This is a genomic window from Rathayibacter sp. AY1A4, assembly GCF_002930955.1.
Classification (GTDB): Bacteria; Actinomycetota; Actinomycetes; order Actinomycetales; family Microbacteriaceae; genus Rathayibacter.
This window is the reverse complement of record NZ_PSTN01000027.1, coordinates 25,919-41,854: the sequence shown is the minus strand read 5'-3', so window position 1 is coordinate 41,854 and position 15,936 is coordinate 25,919. Positions and strand designations below refer to the sequence as shown.

Genomic DNA, 15,936 nt, shown 5'->3' with positions numbered 1-15,936 from the left:
CCGCCGGTCACGCCGACCCCGACCACTCCTCCGGTCACGCCCACGCCGACCGCAACGCCGACGGCCCCGCCCGCCGGCTCGCCGGTCGTCTCGCGCATCTCGGGCACCGACCGTCAGGGCACCGCGGTCGAGGTGTCCAAGCGCACCTTCCCGGCGAACGTCCCCGTCGTCTACGTCGCCACCGGGCAGAACTTCCCGGACGCGCTCAGCGCCGGACCCGCCGCGGCCAAGGCGGGCGGGCCGCTGCTCCTGGTCGACCGCGACTCGATGAGCCAGGTCGTCCGCACCGAGCTGACGCGTCTCAAGCCCGCGAAGATCGTCGTCGTGGGCTCCGAGCTCAGCGTCGGCAGCCAGGTCTACAGCGACCTGGCCGCGTATGCGCCGAAGGGAAAGACCACACGCATCGGCGGAGTCGACCGCTACGACACCTCGAAGCTGATCCTCCAGGACGCCTTCAGGGGCGGCTCCTCGATGGCCTGGCTGGCCACGGGCGAGAAGTTCCCCGACGCCCTGAGCGCCAGCGCTGCGGCCGGCGCGAATCGCGCTCCGGTGGTGCTGACCAACGGAACCGGCTCCACGGTGGACCCCCTCACCCAGCAGATCATCAGCGGCCTCAAGGTCAGTAGCTTGACGATCGCGGGCTCCTCGCTCTCGGTCAGCGCCGGCATCGAGCGCTCGATCACGGGCCCGATGATCACCCGCATCGGCGGGACCGACCGGTACGACACCTCGGAGAAGCTGAACAAGGCGGCCTTCACCTCGGCGAAGACCGTCTACCTCGCGACCGGTGAGAAGTTCCCCGACGCCCTGGCCGGAGCCACGGCGGCGGGCTACACCGGGAGCCCGCTCTTCGCGGTCCAGCCCACCTGCGTGCCCCGGGCGGTCCTCGACGACATCACCGCGTCCAAGGCGACGCAGGTGATCCTGCTCGGCAGCACGGACACGCTGTCCGAGGCGGTGGAGCGCCTGACGCCCTGCAGCTGATCCGCACCGTCGTCCGCTGACGCGATCCGCCCTCCCCACCGGCCCGGCCGGAGCGGAGGGCGGTCCGCGTTCAGGCGCTCCCTCCGACGCGGACCGGCGAGTTCCCGTTATCCTCGACTGGTGCGGACGGTCCCGCGGCCTGCGCTCCGCGTCGGCCGGGGCCCGGCGTCCCGCCCCGGTCCGAGCCTCCGTCAGCGCCTCCGCGCGGAGCAGGGGACCGGCGGGCGACCCGACTCCGCGCAGACCGACGGACTTGAGGACTGGGCATGGCTGAATACATCTACTCGATGGTGCGCGCGCGGAAGGCGGTCGGCGACAAGCTGATCCTGGACGACGTCACCATGTCGTTCCTGCCGGGAGCGAAGATCGGCGTGGTCGGGCCCAACGGCGCCGGCAAGTCGACGATCCTGAAGATCATGGCGGGGCTCGACACGCCGAGCAACGGCGAGGCGCGGCTCAGCCCGGGCTACACCGTCGGCATCCTGATGCAGGAGCCCGAGCTCGACGAGACCAAGACGGTGCTCGAGAACGTCCAGGAGGGCGTGGGCGAGATCAAGGGCAAGATCGACCGCTTCAACGAGATCTCCCTCGCGATGGCCGACCCGGACGCCGACTTCGACAGTCTCCTCGCCGAGATGGGGACCCTGCAGGAGGCGATCGACGCCGCCGACGCCTGGGACCTGGACTCGCAGCTGGAGCAGGCGATGGACGCGCTGCGCACCCCGCCGGGCGACTCCCTCGTCACCAACCTCTCGGGTGGCGAGAAGCGCCGCGTGGCGCTCACCAAGCTCCTCCTGCAGAAGCCCGACCTGCTGCTGCTCGACGAGCCCACCAACCACCTCGACGCCGAGAGCGTGCTCTGGCTCGAGCAGTTCCTCTCGAAGTACCCCGGCGCCGTGCTCGCCGTCACCCACGACCGGTACTTCCTCGACAACGTCGCGGAGTGGATCGCCGAGGTCGATCGCGGACACCTCTACCCCTACGAGGGCAACTACTCGACGTACCTCGAGAAGAAGAGCGCCCGCCTGGAGGTCCAGGGCAAGAAGGACGCCAAGCTCGCCAAGCGGCTCACCACCGAGCTCGACTGGGTGCGCAGCAACGCCAAGGGCCGTCAGGCCAAGTCGAAGGCGCGCCTGGCGCGCTACGAGGAGATGGCGGCCGAGGCCGAGAAGACGCGCGTGCTCGACTTCGAGGAGATCGTCATCCCGGTGGGCCCCCGTCTGGGCTCCCAGGTCATCGACGCGAAGAAGCTGCACAAGCAGTTCGGCGAGCGCGTCCTCATCGACGACCTCAGCTTCACGCTGCCCCGCAACGGCATCGTCGGCGTCATCGGCCCGAACGGCGTCGGCAAGACCACGCTCTTCAAGACGATCGTCGGCTTCGAGCCGCTCGACTCGGGCGACCTGAAGATCGGCGAGACGGTCGACATCTCCTACGTCGACCAGAGCCGCGGCGGCATCGACCCGCAGAAGAATCTGTGGGAGGTCGTCTCCGACGGGCACGACTACATCACCGTCGGGAAGACCGAGATCCCCTCCCGCGCCTACGTCTCGCAGTTCGGCTTCAAGGGCCCGGACCAGCAGAAGAAGGCCGGCGTCCTCTCCGGTGGCGAGCGGAACCGCCTCAACCTCGCGCTGACGCTCAAGCAGGGCGGCAACCTGCTCCTGCTCGACGAGCCCACCAACGACCTGGACGTCGAGACCCTGGGCAGCCTCGAGAACGCGCTCCTCGAGTTCCCGGGCTGTGCCGTGGTGATCACGCACGACCGGTGGTTCCTCGACCGCATCGCGACCCACATCCTCGCCTACGAGGGCACCGAGGAGGATCCGGCCAACTGGTACTGGTTCGAGGGCAACTTCGAGGCGTACGAGGAGAACAAGATCGAGCGCCTCGGCCCGGACGCGGCGAAGCCGCACCGCTCCGCGTACCGCAAGCTCACCCGCGACTGATGCGCCTGCACGTCGCCATCCCGCTGCGCTGGTCGGACTTCGACGCCTACGCGCACGTGAACAACGCCGAGATGCTGCGCCTGCTCGAGGAGGCGCGCATCCAGGCGTTCTGGAAGCCGGACTCGCCGCAGCCCGGCGGGATGGCGACGGCGGTGCTCGACGCACGGCCGGGCGCCGAGTCGATCAGCCTCATCGCCCGGCAGGAGATCGAGTACCTCGCGCCGATCCCGTACATGCGCGCGCCGATCGACGTGGAGCTGTGGATCGGGCGGATCGGCGGGGCGAGCCTCGAGGTCTGCTACGAGCTCTACTCGCCCGCCGGCGTCGTCCCGCGGGTGCTCTTCACGAAGGCGGCCACCACTCTGGTGCTGGTCACCGCCGCGACGGGCAGGCCCCAGCGCATTCCGGAGGAGCTCCGCGAGGCGTGGGGCCCCTACGTCGAGGAGCCCATCACCTTCTCGAAGCGGGGCTGAGCTCAGCCCAGGGGGACGCGGACCATGCCCTCCTGGGCGACGCTCGCCACGAGCACGCCCTCCTGCGTGTAGATGCGCCCGAGCGAGAGGCCGCGTCCGCCGGACGCGCTCGGCGCCTCCTGCACGTAGAGGAGCCACTGGTCCACGCGCGCGGGGCGGTGCCACCACATCGCGTGGTCGAGGCTCGCGATCCGCAGGCCGGGCGTCGTCCAGGCCGCACCGTGCCGGCGGAGCGTGGATTCGAGGATCGTGTAGTCGCTCGCGTAGGCGAGGGCGGCGCGGTGCAGCATCGGATCGTCCGGCAGCGGTCCGAGCGAGCGCATCCACACGCTCTGGTGCGCGACCCGCTCGGGGTCGGCCCGGAGGTACACCGGCTGCTCGACGTGCCGCACGTCGAAGGGGCGCTGCGTGGCCCAGAAGCTGCCGACCGGGTGGTCGACCCCCGCGAGGATCTCGGCGGTGCTCGGCAGCGACTCCGGGTCGGGGATCCCCTCCGGCATCGGCGCCTGGTGGTCGAGGCCCTCGTCCTCGGTCTGGAACGAGGCGATCATCGAGAGGATGGGGCGTCCGTTCTGGTAGGCCTGCGTCCGCCGCGTGCAGAAGGAGCGGCCGTCGTGGATCCGGTCGACCGAGAACGTGATCGGCAGGGAGACGTCCCCGGGGCGGAGGAAGTACCCGTGCATCGAGTGCACGGAGCGCCCCTCGACGGTGCGACCGGCCGCGATGAGCGACTGCGCGAGGACCTGGCCGCCGAAGACCCGCCCCTCGGGCATCCACTGCGAGGGACCCGTCGAGATGTCCTCGCTGGTGCGGGCGCCGGTGTCCGTCAGGTCGAGCGCGGTGAGGAACGAGGACAGGGGATCGGGCACGGTACCTCCGGGGTGTCGGGCGGTGGGGCGAGCGGCCTCGGGTAAGTTTATCGACGCGATGATTTCGTCCTTCTCCCTGGCGGATCCGCCCAGCCTGTCGGATCTGCGCGTCTTCCTCGGCCGTTCGGCCCGGGTCGAGGACGGTGCGGTCCGGCTCCTCGCCGACGACCACGTGCTGGCCGCCTACACGCCGATCCTCCAGCCCCGCGGTCTGCTCGACCGCTCCGCGACCGTGCTGGGCCTGCGCGTCTTCGCGCTCGACGAGCCCGCCGGCTTCGACCGGGTCGTGCCGATCCGTGCGCTGTCGGACCGCCTCGCCCGCCTGCAGTGGGAGCCGGGCGGAGCGGACGGCAAGCCGGTCGTCCTGCCCGACGGCGACGACGCGACGGCGGGGCCCTGGGCGGGCGTCTCCCCGCCCCGCGGCGGCTGGACCCGGCGCGAGCCCGTGGACCCGGGCTTCCTGGAGCGCGTCGCGCGCGAGGGGATCGACGAGATCGCGGCGGCCGTCGGCTCCGAGACGGGCGAGCAGATCGTCGGCCGCGTGCGGTCGAGCGTCTGGGGCCGCCCGCTCGACGGCCTCGAGGACGTCCCGGCGGGAGCGGCGTTCGCCCTCTTCGCGCTCGGGTTCCTCGGCGCCGACGACCCGGTCGCCCTGCTCGAGAGCGGCGCCTGGCGCCGCCTCACCTCACGGCGCGGACACGTGCTGGTCCGCACCCCGGGCTGAGCGGCTACTCCTCGAAGGTGTTCACCATCGCGTGGGCGGCGCGCTCCAGGTAGTCCCAGAGCAGGGCGTCGTCGGCCGGAGCGAGCCCGAGATCGTCGACGGCCGTCCGCATGTGCTGGAGCCAGTGGTCGCGGGCCTCGGGGTTGATCCGGAACGGCTGGTGCCGCATCCGCAGGCGCGGGTGGCCGCGCTCCTCGCTGTAGGTGCCCGGGCCGCCCCAGTACTGCTCGAGGAAGCCGGTCAGCCGCTGGATCGCGCCCTCGAGGTCGTGCTCGGGGTACATCGGCCAGAGGACCTCGTCCTCGCGGACGCCCTCGTAGAAGCGGCGGACCAGGCGCTCGAACGTCGGCCGGCCGCCGATGTGCTCCCAGAAGCTGCGCAGCGGAGGCGTGCCGCCGATCTGCAGGCCGCTCACGAGCGCGCTCCCGTCGGGCCGGAGGTGCCGCCGCCGTCCTGGGGCGGCGTCCCGCTCCCGCGCCGCAGCGCGCGGGGGAGCCGCACGGGCTTGCCGTGCTCGGTGCTGATCGTGGGGGAGGGCGTGGTCCGCTGCGGTTTGGCGCCTCCGACGCTCGTCGCCCCCTCGAAGCCCTCGAGGACGACGGTGGCCAGCGAGGGGAGCTTCACGTCGAGCGCGTCGAGCGACTTCTTCAGGCGCAGGCGCAGCTCGCGGGCGACGTCGTCCTTGGCGGTGGTGCGGGTCTTGACCACGACCCGGATGACCAGGGCGTCGTCGGCGATGGACTCCAGGCCCCAGAGCTCGGGCTTGTCGATGATCCGGGCCCGCCAGCGGCTGCTCGCCGCCAGCTCGTTCGCGGTCGCGAGGACCGTGGACTGCACCTGCTCGAGGTCCGTCTCATAGGGCACGGCCAGGTCGACGATGACGCGCGACCAGCCCTGCGACATGTTCCCGACCCGGACGATCTCGCCGTTGCGGACGAACCAGAGGGTGCCGTTGACGTCGCGGATCTGCGTCACGCGGACGCCGACCGACTCGACCACGCCCGTCGCCTGCCCGGTGTCGACGACATCGCCGACCCCGAGCTGGTCCTCCGCGACCATGAACAGCCCGTTCAGGACGTCCTTGACGATGTTCTGCGCGCCGAAGCCGAGGCCCGCGCCGAGGGCGGCCGTCAGCAGGGCGAAGGAGCCGATGAGGTCCTTGTCGATCGTCGTCACGATCATGACCAGGGCGATGACGACGATCAGGATCGAGCTCAGGTTGTTGAGAATCGACCCGAGCGTGCGCGTGCGCTGCACCACCCGCACGGCCGCGAGCGGCGACGCGGCGATCGACTGGGTGTCCTCGACGCGCTGGCGGCGCTTCACTCCCGACACGATCTGGTCGACGACGCGGCCGATCACGAAGTGGGCGATGACGCGCACCAGCAGCGCGCCCAGCACGATCCCGAGGATCGCGACCACCTTCCAGAAGGGCTCGGACTCGAAGAAGGAGACGGTGGCGGCGACAGGGTCCGGGGTGGAGGTCTGAAGAAGCAGCATGACCGCTCCAGGCTACGGGACGCCTCCCTCCGAGACGGGTGCACGAGCCCCGAGCGCGTATAGATTCGAGGCGGGTCCGCTCGGACCCGGACACCGCCCTGGGAAGGACGCCCGATGCTCCACTCCACCCGGACTCCCGCCGAGAAGCGCCGCCTCTTCCGCGAGCGCCTCGCCTCGGGCGAGCTGCTGCAGCTGCCCGGCGCGTTCACTCCGCTCTCCGCGCGCCTCATCGAGGCGAAGGGCTTCGACGGGATCTACGTCTCGGGCGCCGTGCTCTCGGCCGAGCTGGGGCTGCCGGACATCGGGCTCACCACGCTCAGCGAGGTGGCCGGCCGCTCGCAGCAGATCGCGCGCCTGACCGACCTGCCCGTCCTCGTCGACGCGGACACCGGCTTCGGCGAGCCGCTGAACGTCGCTCGCACGGTGCAGATGCTCGAGGACGCCGGAGTCGCGGGGCTGCACATCGAGGACCAGGTGAACCCCAAGCGCTGCGGGCACCTCGACGGCAAGGCGGTCGTCGACGAGGCGACCTCGGTGCGGAGGATCGCGGCGGCAGTCGACGCGCGCCGCGACTCCGATCTGGTGATCATGGCCCGCACCGACATCCGCGCCCTCGACGGCCTGCCGGCCGCGATCGACCGCGCCAAGCGCCTCGTCGACGCCGGAGCAGACGCGGTGTTCCCCGAGGCGATGCGCGACCTGTCCGAGTTCGAGGCCGTGCGCGCCGCGATCGACGTGCCGATCCTCGCCAACATGACCGAGTTCGGCAAGAGCGAGCTGTTCACCGCGCAGCAGCTCGCCGACGTCGGCGTGAACGTCGTGATCCACCCGGTCTCGCTGCTCCGGATCGCGATGGGCGCCGCGATGCGGGCACTCGACGCCCTCAAGGCGGAGGGCTCGCTCCGCTCGGAGGTCCCGGCCATGCAGACGCGCGCCGAGCTCTACGAGCTCCTCGACTACGCCTCGTACAGCCGCTTCGACGAGGGCGTTTTCGACTTCTCGCTCGCCGACCACTACGGCGCCTGAGCGCGCCGACCCGCACGAACCGGCGGCGCTCCCCGGCGCCGCCGCCCGCCTCTCGCGAAGGAGCGAAGGATGAGCACGACCGATCAGGACATCCGCAAGGGACTCGTGGGGGTCGTCGTCGACACGACGGCCGTCTCGAAGGTCGACCCGGCGTCGAACTCGCTGCTCTACCGCGGCTACCCCGTGCAGGAGCTCGCGGCGGGGACCTCGTTCGAGGACGTGGCCTGGCTGCTCTGGCACGGCGAGCTCCCCACTCCGGAGGAGGCGGCCGGGCTGGCCGCAGTGGAGCGGGCCCACCGCGCCCTGGCCCCCGAGGTGCGCACCGTGATCGACCTGCTGCCGCTGTCGGCGCACCCGATGGACGTGGTGCGGACGGCGGTGAGCGTCCTGGGCGCGCTCGAGGAGGATCCGGACGCCGACGCTCCCGAGGCCGTGCTGGAGCGCTCCGTGCGGCTCTGGGCGGCACTGCCGGCGATCGTCGCCTACGCTCAGCGCCGCCTGCGCGGCCTCGAGCCGATCGATCCGCGCGACGACCTCGACTACTCCGAGAACTTCCTCTGGACGACCTTCGGCGAGGTGCCGGAGCCGGTCGTCGTCGACGCGTTCCGCGTCTCGCTGGTGCTCTACGCCGAGCACTCCTTCAACGCCTCGACCTTCACGGCCCGCGTCGTGACGTCGACGCTGTCGGACGTCCACTCCGCCGTGACCGCCGCCGTGGGAGCGCTCAAGGGACCGCTCCACGGCGGGGCGAACGAGGCCGTACTGCACGTGCTCGACGAGGTCGGCACCGGACCGGAGGCGGACCGGCGGTCCCGCGAGTGGCTCGCCGAGGCTCTCGGACAGCGCCGGAAGGTCATGGGGTTCGGCCACCGGGTCTACAAGTCGGGCGACTCGCGGGTGCCGACCATGGACGCCGCTCTCCGGCGGCTCGCCGAGCACGAGGGGGCCGGCGAGATGATGGAGCTGTACGACGCTCTGGCCGCGGCGATGGCCGAGCGGACGGGCATCCTGCCGAACCTCGACTACCCGTCCGGCCCCGCCTACCGGCTGATGGGCTTCGACACCGGGATCTTCACTCCGCTGTTCGTCGCCGCGCGGGTGGTGGGCTGGACGGCCCACGTGATCGAGCAGCGGGGCTCGAACGCGCTCATCCGGCCGCTGTCCGCCTATGACGGGCCGGAGCGCCGCTCGGTCCCGCAGCGCTAGGCGCCGGGAGCGGGGAGAGCCACCCGGTCCCGCAGCGCCGAGCGCCGGGGGACCGGGCGGCTCACTGTCAGCCCCGGGTGTCGCGCTCCTGGGCGCGGAGCGCACGCTCCACGCCGGCCAGGTTCTCGATCACGAGTCGGCGCAGCGCCGGGACCTCCGGGTTCGCGTCGAGCCAGGCGCGGGTGGCGTCGACGATCTCCTGCGAGGGCGTGGCGGCCGGGTAGAAGCCGACGACCAGGTACTCGGCGATCTTGTAGCTCTTCGACTCCCAGAGGGTGCGGAGGGCGTCGAAGTAGACCGAGACCATCGCGTCGAGCAGGCGCGGGTCGGCGGCGCGCTGGAAGCCCAGGCCCGTCGAGCGGACGATCGTGTTCGGTGCCGAGTCGTCGGCCGTGACGGAGTCCCACGCCGCGCGCTTCGCCTCCGCGGTCGGCAGTGCGGCACGGGCGTGCGCGGCCGACTGCTGGCCGGTCGCCGTGTTGTCCGAGGCGAGCGCCGCGTCGATGTCGTCCGCACCGGCCCGCCCGCCGGCCACGAGAGCGATCAGCAGCTCCCAGCCGAGGTCGGTGTCGATGTCGAGGCCGCCGAGGGCGGTGGAGCCGTCGAGCAGCGCCTGCACGGCCTCGAGGTGCGCCGGGGTGGACGCGATCGCGGCGAAGAACTTCACGAACTGGAACTGCGCGTCGCTGCCCGGCTCGGCGCTCTGCGCGAGCGTCCACAGCTGATCGCCCGCCTCCTCGACGACCTCGGCCCGGTACTCCGGAGCGACGTACTGGGTGGCGGTGGCGACGAGCTGGTTGAGCACCGTCCGCAGGGTCGTGGACTCGGTCTCGGTCGCGACGTTGCCCAGGACGAGGCGGACGAAGTCGCGCGGCGCCGACTCGGCGTCGCGGGTCGAGTCCCAGACCGAGCCCCAGACCAGCGAGCGGGCCAGGGGGCTGTCGATGCTCGCGAGGTGCTCGACGGCCACGGCGAGCGAGGCGTCGTCGAGGCGGACCTTCGCGTAGGCGAGGTCGTCGTCGTTGAGCAGCACGAGCGCCGGACGGGTGCGGCCGATCAGCTCGGGCACCTCGGTGCGCTCCCCGTCGACGTCCAGCTCGAGGCGGTCGACGCGGACGAGGCGCTCGCCCTCGAAGTCGTACAGGCCGATCGCCAGGCGGTGCGGGCGGATCGTCGGGTACTCCTCGACCGCGGTCTGCAGGATCGCGAAGGACGCGATCGCTCCGCTCTCGTCGACCGCGATCTCGGGGCGGAGCGTGTTCACGCCGGCCGTCTCGAGCCACTGCGCCGACCACTCGGTGAGGTCGCGCCCGCTGGTGGCCTCCAGCTCGACCAGCAGGTCGCGCAGCTCCGTGTTCGAGAAGGCGTGCTTGACGAAGTACTCGTGGACGCCGGCGAGGAACTCCTTCTCGCCGACCCACGCGACGAGCTGCTTGAGCACCGAGGCGCCCTTGGCGTAGGTGATGCCGTCGAAGTTGACCTGGACGTCCTCGAGGTCGTTGATGGTCGCGACGATCGGGTGGGTCGAGGGCAGCTGGTCCTGGCGGTAGGCCCAGCTCTTCTCCATCGCGGCGAAGGTGGTCCACGCCTCGGTCCACTCCGTCGCCTCCGCGGTGGCGAGGGTGGAGGCGTACTCGGCGAACGACTCGTTGAGCCAGAGATCGTTCCACCACTTCATCGTGACCAGGTCGCCGAACCACATGTGGGCGAGCTCGTGGAGGATCGTGACGACCCGGCGCTCCTTGATCGCGTCCGTCACCTTGGAGCGGAACACGTAGGTCTCGGTGAAGGTCACCGCTCCCGCGTTCTCCATCGCGCCGGCGTTGAACTCGGGGACGAACAGCTGGTCGTACTTCGCGAACGGGTACGGGACGCCGAACTTCTCCTCGTAGAAGGCGAAGCCCTGCTTCGTCTTCTCGAACACGTAGTCGGCGTCGAGGAACGGCGCGAGCGAGGCTCGCGCGAAGACCCCCAGCGGGATGGTGCGGCCGTCGGAGGAGACGAGCGAGTCGGTCTCGACCACGTAGGGTCCGGCGACGAGGGCCGTGATGTAGGAGGAGATGCGCGGGGTGGGCTCGAAGCTCCAGGTCGCGATCCCCTCGCCCGCCGGGACCGGCTCGGGAGCGGGCTGGTTCGACACGACCTGCCACTGCGCGGGCGCGGTGACTGTGAAGCGGAACTCGGCCTTGAGGTCCGGCTGCTCGAACACCGCGAAGACGCGGCGGGAGTCGGGCACCTCGAACTGCGAGTACAGGTACACCTCGCCGTCGACGGGGTCGACGAAGCGGTGCAGGCCCTCGCCCGTGTTGGTGTAGAGCATGTCGGCGACGACGGTGAGCTCGTTGTCCGCGGCCAGGGAGTCGAGGCGGATCCGGACGCCGTCGGCGACGTCGGCGGGGTCGAGCTCCACGCCGTTGAGGGTGACGGAGTGGACCGTGCCCGTGACGGCGTCGATGAAGCTCGAGGCGCCCTCGGTGGCGGAGAAGCGCACCGTGGTCGTGCTGAGGAAGGTCTCGGCTCCCCGGGTCAGGTCGAGGGCGATGTCGTAGTCGTGGATCCGGATCAGCGAGGCGCGCTCCTGCGCCTCGCTCCGGGTGAGGTTGTCTCCTGGCACGGGGGTGCTCCATCCGTTCGTCTCGGGCGCTGCCGCGGGCGCCGGGGTGCGGGCGCCGCCGATCCACCCTAGAGCTGCCGGGACCGGCCGTGGAGCCCCGCGGCGCCGATCCTGCGGAGCCGCCGGGGACCGCGGACGCGGCCCCGGCGAGCGGCGTAGCGTGTCCCCATGACCTCTGTGGACTTCTGGTTCGACCCCTCCTGCCCGTGGGCCTGGATGACCTCGCGATTCGTGGACGAGGTGACCCCCGCGCGCGACCTCGACGTGCAGTGGCACATCATGAGCCTCGCCGTCCTCAACGAGGACAAGGACGTGGACGACTCGTACCGCGCCTTCCTCCCGCGCGCGCTGCGCTACACGCGCCTGGTCGCCGCCGTCGCCGAGCGCGAGGGCCGCGAGCACGTGAAGCCGCTCTACGACGCGCTCGGCACCCGGATCCACCCGGGCGGACGCACCGACGTCGACGCGGTGATCGCCGAGTCGCTCGCCGAGCTCGGCCTGCCCGCGGAGCTCGCCGCCCACGCCGACTCGGACGAGTACGACGAGCCGATGCGCGCCTCCCACTTCGACGGGATCGAGCGGGTCGGCCAGGACGTCGGCACCCCGGTCATCGCGATCGGCGACGTCGCTTTCTTCGGCCCCGTCATCTCGCCGATCCCGAGGGGCGAGCAGGCGCTGACCCTCTGGGACGGCATCGTCGCCGCCGCCTCCTTCGACGGCTTCTTCGAGCTCAAGCGCTCGCGGACCCGCGACCCGCAGTTCGACTGAGCCGACCCGCGGTACTCTGGCTCCCGGCCCGGGCACCGCGGGCCCCAGACGGCTCTTCCGGAGGACTTCTCTTGCGCATCCACATCGCCACGGACCACGCAGGGCTGGACTTCAGCCGTCACCTGATCGAGCACCTCGGCGCCGCCGGTCACGACGTGATCGATCACGGCCCCACGTCCTACGACCCGCTGGACGACTACCCGTCCTTCTGCATCAATGCCGCCGCCGCGGTCGTCCGCGATCAGGAGGCGGGGGTCGAGGCCCTCGGCGTCGTCTTCGGCGGCTCGGGCAACGGCGAGCAGATCGCGGCGAACAAGGTCGCGGGCGTGCGCGCGGCGCTCGTGTGGAACCTGAGCACCGCCGTTCTGGCCCGCCAGCACAACGACGCGAACGTCATCTCGATCGGGGCCCGCCAGCACTCCGTCGAGGAGGCCACCGGCTTCATCGACGCGTTCGTCGCCGAGCCCTTCACCTTCGAGGAGCGGCACGTGCGCCGCATCGCGCAGCTCGCCGAGTACGAGGCCACCGGCGACATCGCCGGCCGGGTCGTCGACTCTGCCGCGAAGGAGCGCTGAGTGCCCGAGGGGCACTCCGTCCACCGGATCGCCCTGCAGTTCGAGCGCGACGTCGTCGGGCACCGCGTCGCGACCAGCAGCCCCCAGGGCCGCTTCACCGAGGGAGCCGCGCTCCTCGACGGGCGCGAGGTCCTCGAGTCCACGGCCGTCGGCAAGCACCTGCTGCTGCGCTTCGAGGGCGACCTGACGCTGCACGTCCACCTCGGCCTCTACGGCGCGTGGGACTTCCTCGGGCACGTCTCGCCGCTGTTCCCGGACGGGAAGGCCGGCAGCAGCATCGGCGCTCCCCGGCGCCGCCGCGCCGTGCGCCTCTCCGAGACGGAGCACGAGACCGACTCCGATCTCGACGAGTTCCCGCCGCCGCCCGTGGGCGCGGTGCGCGTGCGCATCATGACGGACGAGACCGTCGCCGACCTGCGCGGCCCCACCGCCTGCGAGGTGATGGACCCCGCCCAGGTGGAGGCCCTCCTCGCCCGCCTCGGTCCGGATCCGGCCGACGACGACTCCGACGAGGCGCGCGACCGCTTCGTGAACCGGCTCCGCAGGACGGCGACGCCGGTCGGGCTGGTGCTGATGGACCAGTCCGTGGTCAGCGGCATCGGCAACATCTACCGCGCGGAGCTGCTCTACCGCGCCGGCCTCGACCCGCACACTCCCGGCAAGCAGGTGCCGCTGGAGCTCGCACAGGAGCTGTGGCGGGACTGGGCGGACCTGCTCGAGGACGGCATCCGGACCGGGATGATGATCACGCGCCGCGGCCTGACGAAGACCGAGCGCTCGAAAGCCGTCCGCAGCCGCGCCGAGCGCAACTACGTCTACAAGCGCGAGGGTCTGCCCTGCCGCGTCTGCGGCACGAACGTGCTGCTCGAGGAGATCGGCGCGCGCAAGCTCTACTGGTGCCCGGTGTGCCAGTCGTGAGCGCCGGTGGAGAGACGCCGGCCCGGTCCCGCGCCCGCCGAGCCGTCCGCCCCGCGCTCCGCGAGGCCGCCCGATGACCGGCGGTCTCCTGCTCCGGGGCGCCCGCCTCCTCGGCTCGTCCCGACCCGGTGCCGTGCTCCTGCGCGACGGCCGCGTGGAAGCGGTCGGACCGGACGCCGCCGCCGCCCCGGGCGACGAGGTGCGCGACCTCGACGGGCGCTGGGTGCTCCCCGGCCTCTGGGACGAGCACGTCCACTTCTCCCAGTGGGCGATGACGGCCCCGCGCCTGGATGTCTCGTCGGCGGACTCGGCCCGCGGAACGGCGGACGCGGTCCGACGTCGCCTGGCGGAGGAGCCCGGTACCGGCACGCTGATCGGCTTCGGCTTCCGCGACGGCCTCTGGCCGGAGCCGCCCACGACCGCGCTCCTGGACGAGGTCTCTCCGGAACGGCCCGTCGTGCTGATCAGCGGCGACCTGCACTGCGCCTGGCTGAACTCCGCCGCGTACCGGCGCTACGCCGTCGCTCCCGAGCCCGAGCTGCTGCGCGAGGACGCCTGCTTCGAGCTCGTCACCGCACTCGGCGCCCTCGGCGACGACGAGCTCGACGCGCTCGCCGACGCGGCGGCCCGGCGGGCTGCGGCCCGCGGGGTGGTCGGCGTCGTCGACCTCGAGATGCGCTGGAACGCGGGGGACTGGCCCCGTCGCGTCGACGGCGGAACCCGCTCCCTCCGCGTCGACACCGGCGTCTACCGCGACCACCTCGAACGCGCCCTCGCGGAGGGACTGCGCACGGGCGACGAGCTCGACGGCGGTGACGGCCTGCTGCGGATGGGCCCGCTGAAGGTCCTGATCGACGGCTCCCTCAACACGAGGACCGCCTACTGCGCCCACCCGTACGCCGACCACGACGGCTACGGCGTCCTCACCGTGGAGCCCGCCGAGCTGGACGAGCTGCTCGCCCGCGCGGCCGCCGGGGGCATCCGCTCCACCGTGCACGCGATCGGAGACGCCGCGGCGACGCTGGCTCTGGACGCGCTCGGCCGGGTCGGCGGGGGCCGGATCGAGCACGCTCAGCTACTCGCGGAGACCGACCTTCCGCGGTTCGCCGCGCTCGGCGTGGAGGCCGGAGTGCAGCCCGCGCACGCGCTCGACGACCGCGAGGTGGCGGAGCGGTACTGGCCGGGACGCACCGGCCGGGCGTTCCCGCTGCGCTCGCTGCTCGACTCCGGGGCCCGCGTGGTGCTCGGCTCGGACGCTCCGGTCGCTCCGCTCGACCCGTGGGTCGCGATCTCGGCCGCGGTCGCGCGGGCGCTGCCCGGCGACGAGCCCTGGCATCCGGAGCAGCGGGTGAGCGTCGAGGAGGCGATCGTCGCCTCGACCCGGGTGCGCCGGCTCACGCCCGCGGCCGGCGATCCCGCCGATCTGGTGGTGGTCGACCGCGATCCGCTCGCCGCCGACGCGGGAGCCCTCCGATCCATGCCGGTCGCCGCGACCCTCCTGGCGGGCCGCTTCACGCACGGCGGCTGACCCGCGCCCGTCGCGACTCCGGCTGCTCCGGATCGCGCGGACGGGCCGGGGAACGACGACGGCCCGCGGGATCCGAGGATCCGCGGGCCGGTCGAGGCGTGGTGCTCAGCTCTCGCTGACGTGGGCGAAGAGGAACCAGCGGTCCTTCTCGAGGCCGCGGCCGATCTCGATCGCGACGTCCTGGCTGCTCGCGTCGATCTCGGCGAGCTCGGCGATCGCCGTGTTGACGGTCGCGATGGCGACGTCCATCTGGCGGATGATCTCGACGATCGCGTTCTCGGAGCGCTGGAAGCCGGGGGTGAGGGGTTCGGACCGCGTCGCCGAGGCGACGGTCTGGATGCGGGCGTCGACCGGGAGGCCGAGGGCGACGACGCGCTCCGCGGCGAGGTCGGCCCACTCGATGGCGCGGCCGACGATCGCGTCGAGCAGCTCGTGGACGCCGATGAAGTTGGCGCCGCGGACGTGCCAGTGCGCCTGCTTGCCGTTGACGGCGAGCGCGGTCATCTCGACGACGACGGGGCTGAGGAACTGGGCGACTCCGGATGCGACATCCGGGTTCGACGAGGTGAGCGACGTGACGGACGTGGTGGACATCGTCTGGTCCTTTCAAGAGGGGGTGACTGATCGTCAACAGTACGCAGATCCCTCGGCGCCGCAAGGAAGCGCAGGCTCGGCTCAGTCCGGTGAAGGACAGGCTCACCTCGGTCGCGGAGGGGCGTCACGGGGGCTTCCCCCCGGGTGCCCGGAGCCGTGCCGCCGGTACGCTCGACCGGGTCGCGGCGGCGGCGGGAGCGGACAGGAG

General features: G+C 72.1%; 15 protein-coding genes. 10 read left to right on the top strand and 5 right to left on the bottom strand.

Features of this window, described 5'->3' with window-relative positions:
- The 3 genes from C5B92_RS14280 to C5B92_RS14270 form a co-directional block, all read left to right on the top strand.
- The coding region (locus C5B92_RS14280; protein ID WP_146079332.1) for a cell wall-binding repeat-containing protein at positions 1-984 on the top strand (984 nt) is incomplete at its 5' end.
- Positions 985-1,250: 266 nt separating this feature from the next.
- Positions 1,251-2,933, top strand: coding sequence for an energy-dependent translational throttle protein EttA (ettA, locus tag C5B92_RS14275; RefSeq protein WP_104223708.1), 1,683 nt, complete (start codon positions 1,251-1,253; stop codon positions 2,931-2,933).
- Positions 2,933-3,406: a thioesterase family protein gene (locus C5B92_RS14270; protein ID WP_104223707.1), complete on the top strand. Its 474-nt coding sequence runs from the start codon at positions 2,933-2,935 to the stop codon at positions 3,404-3,406. The genes ettA and C5B92_RS14270 overlap by 1 nt, the downstream gene beginning before the upstream one ends.
- A 2-nt stretch (positions 3,407-3,408) precedes the next feature.
- Here the strand turns inward: C5B92_RS14270 and C5B92_RS14265 are convergent, their stop codons facing one another.
- The gene (locus C5B92_RS14265) at positions 3,409-4,275 is read right to left on the bottom strand and encodes an acyl-CoA thioesterase II (RefSeq protein ID WP_244230637.1); all 867 of its coding nucleotides are present in this window, start codon (positions 4,273-4,275) and stop codon (positions 3,409-3,411) included.
- Positions 4,276-4,333: 58 nt separating this feature from the next.
- Between C5B92_RS14265 and C5B92_RS14260 the strand changes: the two genes are divergently transcribed.
- Positions 4,334-4,999 carry a hypothetical protein gene (locus C5B92_RS14260; protein WP_104254931.1) on the top strand — a complete coding sequence of 222 codons (666 nt, stop codon included), beginning with the start codon at positions 4,334-4,336 and terminating at the stop codon, positions 4,997-4,999.
- 4 nt (positions 5,000-5,003) lie between these two features.
- Here the strand turns inward: C5B92_RS14260 and C5B92_RS14255 are convergent, their stop codons facing one another.
- Together C5B92_RS14255 and C5B92_RS14250 are read right to left on the bottom strand one after the other, a co-directional pair.
- Entirely contained in the window at positions 5,004-5,414 is a 411-nt protein-coding gene (locus tag C5B92_RS14255; protein WP_308471149.1) for a globin, read from the bottom strand.
- Positions 5,411-6,499: a mechanosensitive ion channel family protein gene (locus C5B92_RS14250; protein ID WP_104254930.1), complete on the bottom strand. Its 1,089-nt coding sequence runs from the start codon at positions 6,497-6,499 to the stop codon at positions 5,411-5,413. Before C5B92_RS14250 ends, C5B92_RS14255 begins: the two co-directional genes overlap by 4 nt.
- A gap of 114 nt (positions 6,500-6,613) precedes the next feature.
- Here C5B92_RS14250 and prpB point away from each other — a divergent pair, with 114 nt between their 5' ends.
- Both prpB and C5B92_RS14240 read left to right on the top strand, forming a co-directional pair.
- The gene (prpB, locus tag C5B92_RS14245; RefSeq protein ID WP_104254929.1) at positions 6,614-7,525 is read left to right on the top strand and encodes a methylisocitrate lyase; all 912 of its coding nucleotides are present in this window, start codon (positions 6,614-6,616) and stop codon (positions 7,523-7,525) included.
- Positions 7,526-7,594: 69 nt separating this feature from the next.
- Positions 7,595-8,731 carry a bifunctional 2-methylcitrate synthase/citrate synthase gene (locus C5B92_RS14240; RefSeq protein ID WP_104254928.1) on the top strand — a complete coding sequence of 379 codons (1,137 nt, stop codon included), beginning with the start codon at positions 7,595-7,597 and terminating at the stop codon, positions 8,729-8,731.
- A gap of 67 nt (positions 8,732-8,798) precedes the next feature.
- Here the strand turns inward: C5B92_RS14240 and pepN are convergent, their stop codons facing one another.
- On the bottom strand, positions 8,799-11,345 hold the full coding sequence (gene pepN / locus C5B92_RS14235; RefSeq protein ID WP_104254927.1) for an aminopeptidase N: 2,547 nt from the start codon (positions 11,343-11,345) through the stop codon (positions 8,799-8,801).
- 168 nt (positions 11,346-11,513) lie between these two features.
- Between pepN and C5B92_RS14230 the strand changes: the two genes are divergently transcribed.
- The 4 genes from C5B92_RS14230 (at position 11,514) to C5B92_RS14215 (ending at position 15,134) form a co-directional block, all read left to right on the top strand.
- On the top strand, positions 11,514-12,113 hold the full coding sequence (locus C5B92_RS14230) for a DsbA family protein (protein ID WP_104223701.1): 600 nt from the start codon (positions 11,514-11,516) through the stop codon (positions 12,111-12,113).
- 71 nt (positions 12,114-12,184) lie between these two features.
- The gene (locus C5B92_RS14225; RefSeq protein WP_104223700.1) at positions 12,185-12,688 is read left to right on the top strand and encodes a ribose-5-phosphate isomerase; all 504 of its coding nucleotides are present in this window, start codon (positions 12,185-12,187) and stop codon (positions 12,686-12,688) included.
- A complete protein-coding gene (locus tag C5B92_RS14220; RefSeq protein ID WP_104254926.1) occupies positions 12,689-13,606 on the top strand; it encodes an Fpg/Nei family DNA glycosylase in 918 nt (305 codons plus the stop codon).
- Positions 13,607-13,679: 73 nt separating this feature from the next.
- Positions 13,680-15,134 carry an amidohydrolase gene (locus C5B92_RS14215; protein WP_104254925.1) on the top strand — a complete coding sequence of 485 codons (1,455 nt, stop codon included), beginning with the start codon at positions 13,680-13,682 and terminating at the stop codon, positions 15,132-15,134.
- A 105-nt stretch (positions 15,135-15,239) separates the two neighbouring features.
- Here the strand turns inward: C5B92_RS14215 and C5B92_RS14210 are convergent, their stop codons facing one another.
- Positions 15,240-15,728, bottom strand: a complete 489-nt coding sequence (locus C5B92_RS14210; protein WP_104232536.1) for a Dps family protein — start codon at positions 15,726-15,728, stop codon at positions 15,240-15,242.
- Between the last annotated feature and the right edge of the window lie 208 nt (positions 15,729-15,936).

Bases quoted from the DNA above. Each gene is read 5' to 3' on its own strand.
- ettA (WP_104223708.1), top strand. From the start codon at position 1,251: ATGGCTGAATACATCTACTCGATGGTGCGCGCGCGGAAGGCGGTCGGC.
- C5B92_RS14270 (WP_104223707.1), top strand. From the start codon at position 2,933: ATGCGCCTGCACGTCGCCATCCCGCTGCGCTGGTCGGACTTCGACGCC.
- C5B92_RS14260 (WP_104254931.1), top strand. From the start codon at position 4,334: ATGATTTCGTCCTTCTCCCTGGCGGATCCGCCCAGCCTGTCGGATCTG.
- C5B92_RS14250 (WP_104254930.1), bottom strand. From the start codon at position 6,499: ATGCTGCTTCTTCAGACCTCCACCCCGGACCCTGTCGCCGCCACCGTC.
- prpB (WP_104254929.1), top strand. From the start codon at position 6,614: ATGCTCCACTCCACCCGGACTCCCGCCGAGAAGCGCCGCCTCTTCCGC.
- C5B92_RS14240 (WP_104254928.1), top strand. From the start codon at position 7,595: ATGAGCACGACCGATCAGGACATCCGCAAGGGACTCGTGGGGGTCGTC.
- C5B92_RS14230 (WP_104223701.1), top strand. From the start codon at position 11,514: ATGACCTCTGTGGACTTCTGGTTCGACCCCTCCTGCCCGTGGGCCTGG.
- C5B92_RS14215 (WP_104254925.1), top strand. From the start codon at position 13,680: ATGACCGGCGGTCTCCTGCTCCGGGGCGCCCGCCTCCTCGGCTCGTCC.
- C5B92_RS14210 (WP_104232536.1), bottom strand. From the start codon at position 15,728: ATGTCCACCACGTCCGTCACGTCGCTCACCTCGTCGAACCCGGATGTC.